Origin of the sequence: Bacillus sp. IT-79MI2 (genome assembly GCF_949768135.1) — a bacterium.
Lineage (GTDB): Bacteria > Bacillota > Bacilli > Bacillales > Bacillaceae_G > Bacillus_A > Bacillus_A pseudomycoides.
In genome coordinates, this window is the sequence record NZ_CATKPV010000037.1 from 1 (window position 1) to 240 (window position 240).

The 240-nt window shown below is 50.8% G+C and carries 1 tRNA gene and 1 rRNA gene; both read left to right on the top strand.

From position 1 onward, the window contains the following. The first annotated feature begins 40 nt into the window (after positions 1-40). Positions 41-156 (top strand): 5S ribosomal RNA (rrf, locus tag ACM6HU_RS02790). Positions 157-160: 4 nt separating this feature from the next. Further along, positions 161-236 (top strand) — tRNA-Val (locus ACM6HU_RS02795). Positions 237-240 lie beyond the last annotated feature (4 nt).

Genomic DNA, 240 nt, shown 5'->3' on the forward strand with positions numbered 1-240 from the left:
ATCAATAAAGTATAATAGTGTTTGTCTCAAATGAATATAGTCTGGTAATGATGGCAGAGAGGTCACACCCGTTCCCATACCGAACACGGAAGTTAAGCTCTCTAGCGCCGATGGTAGTTGGGGCCTTGCCCCTGTGAGAGTAGGACGTTGCCAGGCAAATGGAGGATTAGCTCAGCTGGGAGAGCACCTGCCTTACAAGCAGGGGGTCGGCGGTTCGATCCCGTCATCCTCCACCATATA